Source organism: Nonomuraea sp. NPDC003214 (assembly GCF_053590035.1).
The window spans coordinates 299,539-310,352 of sequence record NZ_JBSFSX010000006.1; the positions used below are offsets into that span (position 1 = coordinate 299,539).

Here is a 10,814-nt window from a genome sequence, read left to right on the forward strand (position 1 = left end):
GACACAGGCCGCCCGCCATCGTACGCCCGCCGCGCCCCCCTCCGGAGCGCGGCGGGCGGACGTGGGCCAGGTCAGCCCGTCAGCAGCGGCCGGCCGGCCGGTGGCGGGTGACCAGGTCGGTGTCGGCCGCGGTGCCGTCCAGCCACAGCACCTGCCGGCCCTCGCCGGAGGCGAACAGGTACTGGTCGCCGCGGTTGCACGAGACCCGTTCCAGCTCGCCGCCCGCGATCGGCAGCTGGAACAGCTTGGGCAGGTCGTCGTTCGTCAGGCCGAAGCCCATCTGCTCGGCGATCGTGACGTAGCCGTCGCCGGCGTCGAGCCAGAGGGACATCGGCGCGTCGGGGCCGTCCGGGACGAGCGTGGTCACGCCCGTGCCGTCCAGCTCCGCCCGGCTCAGACCGGCGGTGTAGTCGCCGTCCTCGTTGTGCGTCCAGACGGCGTACCGGGAGGTCAGCACCAGCATTCCGGCCCGCGAGCCCGGCACCGGCAGCACCGTCTCCCTCCCGCTCGCCACGTCGTACACGGCCGGGACGCGCTCCGCGCCGCGCACGCGGACGTAGCCGAGCCTGCCGTCCTTCAGCGACGGGAACACGCCGGTCACGTCCTCGGCGGCGGTGACCAGGACCGGCGCCGCGCCGCCGCGCTTGACCCAGATCTCGCTGCGCTGCGTGGCCAGGTCCTGCTCCTCCCAGGCGACGACGTCGCCCTCGACGGCCAGCTGCACGAGGTAGCCGGTCGTCTCGTGCACCGTCGTCTCGGGGGCGCCGCGGTCCAGCGGCCTCGACAGGATGCGGAACCGGGTCTGGGCGTCGTCGAAGGACCCCCACACGGCCCGCTCGCCGTCGGTGACGGGGATGTAGTTCCACTCGGCGTTCTGCGACAGCCTGACCAGGGCGCCGCCGCGCAGCCGCCCGGTGTGGACGGAGCTGGGCTCATCCGCAGAGGCGCTGTTGTTCATCACCACGTAGCGGCCGCGGGCCAGGTCCGGGGCGAAGAACGCCTCCGTCAGCCCGTCGGCGACGACGCGGCTGTCGGTGCGGATGCGCCGGTCCCAACCCGGCTTGATGCCGTGCCGGTCGAACGCCAGCGCCACGGCCAGCCGGTCACGCGCCGGCAGGCCCGCCGCGCGGGCGGCCGACTCCACGGCGCGGCGGCCGTCCAGGAACTCGTCCAGCGGCGTCATGTACTCCGTCAGCGCCTTGTAGACGAGCTTGTCCGCCTTGGCTCCGCCGAGCTTCTCCCGGATGTCCCACAGCGCGCCGGAGAAGATCGTCGAGTTGAGGTGCACGCCGCCGCCGTCCAGGCTCACGGTCGCGCCGATGTAGTCCTCGGTGGCGTCGCGGCCGTCGTCCAGGTCGCGGAGCGCGCACTGGGCCGGCGGCAGCGTCTTGCACAGCCGCTCGCCCAGCAAGCTCGCGTCCGGGTCGGACATGGGGATGCCCAGCGCGTCGACCTCCACGGCGTTGCCGAAGTAGTCGGCCAGGCCCTCGTTCATCGCGCCCGACTGGCCCAGGTAGACCAGGTCGGCGCTGTTGGTGATGACGCCGTGGGTCATCTCGTGGCCGACGACGTCCAGGCCGGCGGCGAACGAGTGGTAGTCGGCTCCGCCGCCGCCGTAGACCATCTTGGTGCCGTCCCAGAACGCGTTGGCGAACGGCTGACCTTGGAGGGTGACGTTGACGACCGAGTACATGCTGCCGCCCGCGCCGTCTAGCCCGTCACGGCCCAGGCCGCGGTAGAACGCGTACACCTGGCCCGCGCCCCAGTGGGCGTCCACCGCGCCGCTGGCGGTGTGCTGCGGGCCGAACCGCGCGGTGGCCGACTCGGCGAGCTTCGCGTCCGCGGGGACGCCGCCGCCGAGGAACTCGGTGACGTCCCGGCCCGCGGCGTCGTAGGTGAGTATCTCGCCGGTCGTCCCGTTCCACATCGGGCGGGAGCGGTCACGCAGCTCGTGCGCGCCATCGGCGCGCCGGAAGGCGGGGAACGTCACCTCGCGGCCGTCCGAGGTCGCGCCGCTCGCCTCCACCGGCCCCTCGGGGGCCGCGAAGTGCAGCCGGTCCACCGCGAACAGCGGGCGGCCGGAACGGGCGTCCACGTACGCGTCGCGCACGAACGGGCGGCCGGCCGTCACACCGCTGAGCGGCACCCGCCAGGCCAGCACGCCGGCGCCGCGCGGCACCACGACCAGCTCGCCCGCGCCGGCCTTCACCGTCCGCCGGTCCGTCCGGTCGCGGACCAGCGTGGCGACCGCCAGCCGCCCGGCCAGCTCCGCGCCGACAGTGGGGACCGGGTCGACCTTCAGCTCGGTGAGGAACCGGCCGCCCGCCCCGGTGACCGTCCGCACGCCGTTCTCGGTGCGGAAGTGGACCAGGTACTGGCCGCCCAGCACCGGCAGGTTCCGGTAGCGCTGGGCGAACCTGACCGTCTCGTCCTTGCCATCCTTGACCGTGCGTAAGTGCACCAGGTCGGTGGGATTCAGGTGATACCGCGGATCGGCCAGGTGCGCCTTGGCCGCGGCCACCGGGTCCCCGGCCGCGGCGGGCTCGGCGAGCCCGCTCACCTCGGCGGGAGCCTCGGTGCCGGCGCGCGGCTCCACCGCGGGCGGCGGCGGATCGTCGGCGTGCGCCGTTCCGGGTACGGCCAGCGCGACGGTCAGCGCGGCCAGGAGAGTGATGGGACGCCAGGACACGACACCTCCAGGTGTGGCGTAGGGGTCTGGCGCCCTCGATCATGACCGCGCCCTTGACGATCAGACAAATAACGATTCGATCACCCAAATCGGGAAATTCCCCTCACCAAACCGCCCCACCGAACCCGCGCCCCACACGGGAGCGCACTTCCCCGCCCAGCCCCTTCACGGGCGCGGCCCCCGCAGGCGCCTCACGGGCGCAGTTCCCCGGCAGGCGTACCGCGGGGCGGCCTCTCGCCTGGGTGGGCCCATCCCATGTGAGCGGGCCTTCCCGCCGAGCCCCCTCCCGGGCCCAGGCCCCGACGGGCGCGCCTCCGGACGCGGCCCCGCACGCGGCCCTCACAGAGGGGCCGCGCGGGCGCACCGCCGGGCGGCCTCGAGCCCGGGTGGACCCACCCCATGTGAGTGGGCTTTCCCGCCGAGCCCCCTCCCGGGCCCAGGCCCCCGACCGGCGCGCCCCCGCAGGCGGCCCTCACGGAGGGGCCGCAGCGGGCGCACCGCAGGAGCGGCCCGGGGGGCGGGGGCGGCCCGCGCGCCTTACGGCGGCGGCCTCTCGCGGGGGCGGGCCGCGAAGGGCCGGTGTGGGCTCAGCTTGTGACGGCCTCGGGGCCGTCACGGGTGGGCCCCACCCCACGGGAGCGGGCTGCCCGCCGAGCATCCGCACGGGGGGCGGCCCCGCAAGCGGCCCTCACGGAGGGGCCGCAGCGGGCGCACCGCAGAGGCGGCCCTCGGGGCGGCCCGCGCGCCTCACCGCGACGGCTTCTCACTGGGAGCGGGCCCCTCCAAGGGGCACCGGGGCGCATTGCGCGGCGACCTCGGGACCGTCGTGGGACGGTGCCCCGGGGGCGCGCTCTCGGGGGTTGCTCGCGGGACGGGCGTTGACGCGGCGGCGGCGCGTCACCCGGAGAGGCACCTCGCGGGAGCGGCCCCAGAGTGCCTTCCGGGGTGCGTTGCGGAGGTGAGCGACCTCGGGGCCTGAGCCTCATGGGGGCTTGGGCCGCTGGAGGGCGCGGACCCGCCCACGGGCCAGGGCCGTACGGGGCCTTGGACGGCACGGGGCCCTGGACCGCACGGGGCCCTGGACCGCACGGGGCCCTGGACCGCACGGGCGCTTGGGTGTCGAGCGAGGGGTGACTCTGTGGAGGAAGTGCCCCCGAGGCGGTCCCTGGGGGTGGCCTGGCGGGTGTGGCGGGCTGGGGTGCGGCGGACGCGGTGTGGCGGGGCCCTGGTTGGGACGGGGGCCCTGGCTGGGGCCGGGGCTTGGGGGGCGGGCGGGGCCTGGGCTGGGGGCCTCGGGGTGGGGTGGGGTTAGAGGCGGTAGATGCGGCGGGCGTTGCCGGAGCCGATCATGGAGGCGATCCGGGCGGCGTCGGCGGGGCTCCATTCGCCGTCGTCCAGGCGCTCCTTGAGGGCGCGGGCGAGGCCGAGGCGGAAGTAGACGGCCGAGAGCAGGCAGGTCTCGGCGACGCCCCGGGTGCCCGACCCGTACAGGATCTTGTGGAAGGGGGCGAGTTCGAGGAGGTCGGCGAAGACGCGGCCGGAGCCGGAGGCGGTGCGGGCGAGGGCGGGGCCGGCGTCGAGGTAGACGTGCGGGAAGACGTGCGCGAGGTGGCCGGCGTGCCGCTGGTAGGGGTAGCAGTTGAGGAGGACGACCGGCACGCCGGTGGGCTGGAGGGCGCGGACGAAGCCGGTGAGCGCGGCCGGGTCGGCGCCGGGCAGGGGGGTGCCGGCGTCGGCGGCGCCGGTGTGGAACTGCAGGGGCAGGCCGCGTTCGCGGGCCAGGTCGGCGGCGGTCCAGAGCAGGTGGCGCAGCAGCACCGGCTCGGTGAGCGGCTGTTTGGGGTCGGACAGGCGGCGGTTGGCGGCGGCGATGACGGAGCCGCGGCTGGGCCGGGCGGGTTCGAAGGCGAGGCCGAGGCGGGCGGCGGCGGTCGTCTTGAGCCCGACGGCGCGGCCGGCGCGGGCGGCGAGCTCGTCGGCGAGGCTGTCGAGGTAGTCGAGGGCGACGCTCGCGGTCTCGGCGACGTCCTGTTCGACGTGTTCGACGCGGAGGATCTCGTCGGCGGCGGCGGCGCCGGCGCGGCCCATCTCGCCGGCGGTGAGCAGGTCGAGGTTCTCGGCGCCGCTCTCGACGAGGAAGGCGACGACGCCGGCGGCGCGCAGGAGCAGCCGGTTGGCCTCGGCGGGCCCGAGCTCGGCCCGGCGGGCGAGGTAGAGGGAGGGGGCGGCGTGCGGTTCGAGGCCGAGGACGGGGGCGCACCAGCGGCGGATGGCGGCGCCGGCGGGGGTGTCGAAGTGGGTGGTGCCGGGCGGCGCTGGGCTGGTGTCGTCGTTGATCAGCAGCTCGAAGCGGGCCCGGGACAGCTCGTCGCGGCGCACCCCGTGGCAGGCGTGGTCGACGAGCGGGGCGAGCAGGGCCTCACGCACCGTGTCCGGAAGGTCTACGGGGAGCATGCGGGGAACTCTAGGCGTTCTCCGCACGCCCCCGTGGACGTTTTACCGACGAAAGGGCCTCACCTGCGGGAAAGCCGCAGCACGTTGGCGATGATCTTCGCGCCCGCGCCCCCTTCGGCGGTGAGGATGGACTCGGGGTGGAACTGGACGGCGAAGCGGCGGTTGGCGGTGTCCTCCATGGCCATCACGTTGCCGTCGGGGGTGACGGCGGTGGCGGTGAAGCCGACGACGCCGGGCACCTTGGCGTGCAGCGAGTGGTAGCGGGCCGCGGTGAACTCCTCGGGGAGCCCGTCGAGCAGGGCGCTGCCGCCGAGCCGGGAGACGCGGCCGCGCTTGCCGTGCTCGGGGTAGTCGAGCAGTTCGAGGGAGCCGCCGGCGTGCTCGACCATGGCCTGCAGGCCGAGGCAGACGCCGAAGACGGGCAGGTCGCGCGCGTAGATCTGGTCGATCAGCGCCGACATGCCGAAGTCGGTGGGCCAGCCGGGGCCGGGCGAGAGCACGACGAGGTCGGGCCCGATCTCGTCGATCATGGCGGGCGGAAAGCCGTGGCGCAGGGTGACGACGTCGGCGCCGTCCTGCCGGAAGTAGTCGGCGAGGGTGTTGACGAAGGAGTCCTCGTGGTCGACGAGCAGCACCTTCATGCCCTGGCCGGGCTGCGGCCTGGGCTCGGCGACCGGTTCGGCGCCGGGCCGGTTGACGGCGGCGAGCGCGCCGAGCAGGGCGCTGGCCTTGAGCTCGGTCTCGCGCTCCTCGGCCTCGGGGTCGGAGTCGAACAGCAGCGTGGCGCCGGCCCTGACGATGGCGATGCCGTCCTTGATCTGGGCGGTGCGCAGGGTGAGGCCGGTGTTCATGGAGCCGTCGAAGCCGATGAAGCCGATGGCGCCGCCGTACCAGCGGCGGGTGGTCGCCTCGTGGTCCTCGATGAACTGCATGGCCCACGTCTTGGGCGCGCCGGTGACGGTGACGGCCCACATGTGGGTGAGGAAGGCGTCGAGCGCGTCGAACTCGGGGCGCAGCCTGCCCTCGATGTGGTCGACGGTGTGGATGAGGCGGGAGTAGAGCTCGATCTGGCGGCGGCCGATGACGTTGACGGTGCCGGGGACGCAGATGCGCGACTTGTCGTTGCGGTCGACGTCGGTGCACATGGTCAGCTCCGACTCCTCCTTGACGCTGGACAGGAGGGTGCGGATCGCCTCGGCGTCCTCGACCGGGTTGCTGCCGCGGGCGATGGTGCCGGAGATGGGGCAGGTCTCGACGCGGTCGCCGCTGACGCGCACGTACATCTCGGGTGAGGCGCCGACGAGGTGCTCGCCCTCGCCGAGGCTGATGATGAACTCGTACGGGGCGGGGTTGCTCTTGCGCAGGCCGCGGTAGAAGGCGGCGGGGTCGGTGCAGGTGGCGTGGAAGATCTGGCCGGGCACGACCTCGAACAGGTCACCGCGCTTGAAACGTTCCTTGGCGGCGGCGACGACCTTGGCGTACTCGCCCTTGACGGGGTCGGGGGGCAGCTCGCCCGGGGCGACGGCGGGCGTGGTCTGGCCGGTGCGCTCCAGGCCGCGGGTGGTGGCGCCGTCGACGGTGAACTCGTAGCGCAGCTCGCGGCAGGTCTCGCGCTGCCGGTCGATGACGACGAGCCGGTCGGGCAGGTGCAGGACGAGGTCGCGCTGGTCGTCGGGGCGGACGAGCTGCTGCCTGATGGGCTCGAACTGGAAGGCCAGGTCGTAGCCGAAGGCGCCGTAGAGGCCGAGGTGCGGGTCGTCGCCCTTGAAGGCGGCGATGACCTCGCGGATGGCGGTGAAGACGGTGGGGCGGCGGCTGCGCATCTCCTCGGGCAGCAGGTCCTCCGACTCGGGGACGTGCACCTGGACGAGGTCGGCGGTGGGCTCCTCGACGGGCTTGCCGGCGGCGAGCAGGCAGGAGGCGACGGCGGGCAGCACGACGCGGCCGCGCTCGTTGAGCGCCCTGGCCGAGATGACGCGGCCCTTGGCGACGAGCTCCAGGCAGGGGTCGACGTAGCCGAAGGCCCATCGGCTGTAGCGGCCCGGGTAGTCCATGCCCGAGGAGAAGGCGCCGCCGCGCCGCTCGCCGAGGGCCGTCACGATCTCTTCGAGCGCGTCCTCGGACACCTCGCGCACTTCGCGCTCGACGCCGACGCCCCCGGCGGTGGTATATCCGCTCGTCTCCACTGCTGCCCCTTTGAATGTCACAAGCCCCGGGGCGAACACGACAAAGGCCGCCAACCGGGGCGGCCGTCCGTTTGAGGTATGCGAATCCCGCGCCGCCTAGGAGCGGCGCCACCACTGAAGCCGGGCGCGATTTCGCATGGGGAACAGGCTACTCCGTCCCATCAAGATCGCGCAATGCGACACGCCTTGCATTTACAATACAGTGTTGTACTGTATTGGAATGATCGGCACGCTGCCCACCACCCGGACCAGCCCGTTCGACCCGCCCGAGGCGCTGGCGGAGATCCGCGCCGAGCGGCCCGTCACGCGGCTGGCCTACCCCGACGGCCACGAGGGCTGGCTCGTCACCGGCCACGCGCAGGCGCGCGCCGTGCTGGCCGACCCGCGCTTCAGCTCACGGCCCGAGCTGCGCCACCATCCCGTCCCCGGCCCGGCCGCCGGCGGGACGGGGCAGCCCTCGCCGCCCGGCATGTTCACCTCCATGGACCCGCCCGACCACACCCGCTACCGCCGCCTGCTCACCGGCCAGTTCACCGTGCGCCGCATGCGGCAGCTCACCGGCCGCACCGAGGAGCTCGCGACCGGCCTGCTGGACGCGATGGAGGCCGGCGGCAAGGAGGCCGACCTGGTGGCGGCGTTCGCCGGGCCGCTGCCCGCCCTGGTGATCTGCGAGCTGCTCGGCGTGCCCGATTCCGGGCGCGACCGCTTCCAGCGGCAGGCCCGGGCGCTGTCCGGCCTGGAGGTGACGCGGGAGGAGCAGATCGCCGCCTACCTGGAGCTGCGCGAGATGATGCGCGAGCTGGTCACGGCCAAGCGGGCGGCGCCGGCCGACGACCTGCTGAGCGGGCTGACGGCCAGTGACCTGACCGACGACGAGCTGGCCGGCGTCGGCTTCACGCTGCTCGGCGCCGGGCTCGACACGACCGCCAACCAGCTCGCGCTCGGCGTGTTCGCGCTGCTGTCCGACCCCGATCCCGCACGCGCGCGGGCGCTGCGCACGCACCCGGCGGAGGTCGTCGAGGAGCTGCTGCGCTACCTGAGCGTCATCCCGTTCCTGCTGCGGGTGGCGCTGGAGGACGTCGAGCTGGACGGCCACACGATCAGGGCCGGGGAGACGGTGACGGTGTCGATCCAGGCGGCCAACCGCGACCCGCTCCGCTTCGCCGAGCCCGACCTGCTCGACCTGGGCCGCGCGGCGGGCGGCCATCTGGCGTTCGGGCACGGCATCCATCAGTGCCTGGGCCAGCAGCTCGCCCGCGTCGAGCTGCTGGCGGGCCTGCCGGCGCTGTTCGAGCGCTTCCCCGGGCTGCGCCTGGCGGTGGCCCCGGAGCGGGTGCCGCTGCGCACCGACATGCTCATCTACGGCGTCCACGCGCTCCCGGTGACGTGGGAGTGAGCGGCGTCCAGCGGCCGGCCGGGCGGCCGCGCAGCCAGGAGGCCGACGCCGCCATCCTCGCCGCCGCGCTCGACCTGCTCATCGAGCGCGGCGCGGGCGAGACGAGCATCGAACGGGTGGCCCAGCAGGCAGGCGTCACCCGGGCCACGGTCTACCGCCGCTTCCCCGGCAAGACCGAGCTGCTGGTCCGGGCGATCGTGGCGGCCCACCACGACGAGGAGCCGCCGCCCGAGTGGCGCGACGTCGACCACATGCTGACCGACTGGGCGGCCTACCTGTCGGTGCCGCGGCACCGCCGCCTGCTGCGCCGCCTGTACGGGTCGGTGGACGACTACCCGGAGCTGCTGTCGGCCTACCTGGCGGCCAACGGCGGCCTGCGGGCCTCGGCGGTGCGCGAGACGCTGCGGCGGGCGGCCGAGTCGGGGCGGCTGCCGCCCGAGCGCGACCTGACGGCCGTCCAGCAACTGCTCAACGGGGCGATCCTGCACCACCTGGGCTTTCATCCCGACGGCGGCGAACCAGCCGAGATGAAGGCGTATCTGGTCGGCATGCTGGAACAGGTGGGATACCGGACCACCTGACAGGAGCGCCGTAAGGATCTAGGTTGGGCAGTCATGGAGCGGCCCTTGGCGTGGCGGTCGATCACCGTGATCGCGGTCCTGCTGTCCGGCGTTCTGCTGGCGGTCAGCGGCGGCTACGGCTACCACCGTGACGAGCTGTACTTCCGCGTACTGTCGCAGCACCCCGACTGGGGCTACGTCGACCAGCCGCCGCTGACGCCGATGATGGCCCGGCTGGCCATCTGGGCGTTCGGCGACACGCTGACCGCGCTGCGGGTGCCGCCCGCGCTGGCGGTGGCGCTGCTGGTGGTGCTGGTGGCGCTGATCGCCCGCGAGCTCGGCGGCGGGGCGGCGGCGCAGACGATGGCGGCGCTGGGCACGGCGGGCGGCGCGTTCACGCTCATCGCCGGGCACGTGCTGCTGACGCTGAGCTTCGACCTGGCGCTGTGGGCGGGCGCGATCCTGTTCGCGCTGCGGGCGCTGATGCGCGGGGAGCCGCGCTGGTGGCTCGCGGCGGGCGCGGTGATCGGGGTAGCGAGCTACAACAAGCACTTGATCGTGCTGCTCGTGCTGGGGCTGGCGGCCGGGCTGGTCACGGCCGGTCCGCGCCGGGTGCTGGCGAGCCCGTGGCTGTGGGCGGGCGCGCTGGTCGCGGCCGTGCTGGCGGCGCCGAACCTGGTCTACCAGATCACCCACGGGTGGCCGCAGCTGGAGATGGCGGCGGCGCTCAGCGAGAACAAGGGCGCGGAGATGCGGGCGCTGTTCGTGCCCATGCAGGTCGTCCTGTTCGGGCCGGTGGTCGCGGTGATGGCGGCGTTCGGGTTCGTGCGGCTGTGGCGTGACCGGCGGGTGCGGGCGCTGGCCGTGGCCTACCCGGTGGCGGCGGGGCTGACGCTGATCAGCGGCGGCCGGTTCGACTACTCGGCGGGGCTGGTCCTGATGCTGTTCGCGGCGGGCTGCGTGGCCGCCGAGGCGGCCGGGCGGCGGCGTGACGCGCTGGTGTCGCTGGGCGTCAACACCGCCGGGTGCGCGCTGTTCGCGCTGCCGCTGATCCCGCTGACGGTGCTGGCCTCGACGCCGGTGCCGGCGGTCAACGAGGTGGCCCGCGAGTCCGTCGGCTGGCCGGAGCTGAACGCCACCGTGACCGACGTCCTGTCCACGCTCACGCCGCAGGAGCGCGCCCGCGCCGTGGTGATCGCCGGCAACTACGGCGAGCACGGCTCGCTCGCCCGGGCGGGCGTCCCGCGCGTGTACGCGGGCCACAACCAGCTCTGGCAGTACGGGCCGCCGCCCGAGAGCGGGGACGTGGCGGTCCTGATGAACATCGGCAGGCGGCTGCGCGACGGGCAGTTCGCCACCTGCGAGGAGAAGGGGCGGGTCGGCAACCGGGCCGGGATCGAGAACGAGGAGGCGGGCATGCGGGTGTGGTTGTGCCGCGGCCTGGAGCGGCCCTGGAGCGCCACCTGGCACAGTTGGCGACATTTCAGCTGACCAGATTACATTTCAGAACTTGTCAGTTTTTGTTGGAG

At 74.1% G+C, this 10,814-nt stretch carries 6 protein-coding genes; 3 read left to right on the forward strand and 3 right to left on the reverse strand.

Going from position 1 to position 10,814, the window contains the following annotated elements:
- Positions 1-79: 79 nt before the first annotated feature.
- From ACWDXC_RS20490 to ACWDXC_RS20500, 3 genes are all read right to left on the reverse strand, one after another.
- Positions 80-2,689 carry a M4 family metallopeptidase gene (locus ACWDXC_RS20490; protein ID WP_449984140.1) on the reverse strand — a complete coding sequence of 870 codons (2,610 nt, stop codon included), beginning with the start codon at positions 2,687-2,689 and terminating at the stop codon, positions 80-82.
- A gap of 1,308 nt (positions 2,690-3,997) precedes the next feature.
- Positions 3,998-5,143: an amidohydrolase family protein gene (locus ACWDXC_RS20495; protein WP_449984142.1), complete on the reverse strand. Its 1,146-nt coding sequence runs from the start codon at positions 5,141-5,143 to the stop codon at positions 3,998-4,000.
- 59 nt (positions 5,144-5,202) lie between these two features.
- Entirely contained in the window at positions 5,203-7,329 is a 2,127-nt protein-coding gene (locus ACWDXC_RS20500) for an anthranilate synthase component I (protein WP_449984145.1), read from the reverse strand.
- A 220-nt stretch (positions 7,330-7,549) separates the two neighbouring features.
- On the opposite strand from ACWDXC_RS20500, the gene ACWDXC_RS20505 reads away from it, so the two are divergent.
- The 3 genes from ACWDXC_RS20505 to ACWDXC_RS20515 are packed head-to-tail and all read left to right on the forward strand — an operon-like array spanning position 7,550 to position 10,776.
- Complete coding sequence (locus ACWDXC_RS20505) at positions 7,550-8,725, forward strand: cytochrome P450 (RefSeq protein WP_449984147.1); 1,176 nt, start codon at positions 7,550-7,552, stop codon at positions 8,723-8,725.
- Positions 8,722-9,306, forward strand: a complete 585-nt coding sequence (locus tag ACWDXC_RS20510) for a TetR/AcrR family transcriptional regulator (RefSeq protein WP_219513774.1) — start codon at positions 8,722-8,724, stop codon at positions 9,304-9,306. The genes ACWDXC_RS20505 and ACWDXC_RS20510 overlap by 4 nt, the downstream gene beginning before the upstream one ends.
- 33 nt (positions 9,307-9,339) lie before the next feature.
- Entirely contained in the window at positions 9,340-10,776 is a 1,437-nt protein-coding gene (locus ACWDXC_RS20515) for a glycosyltransferase family 39 protein (protein WP_449984150.1), read from the forward strand.
- Positions 10,777-10,814 lie beyond the last annotated feature (38 nt).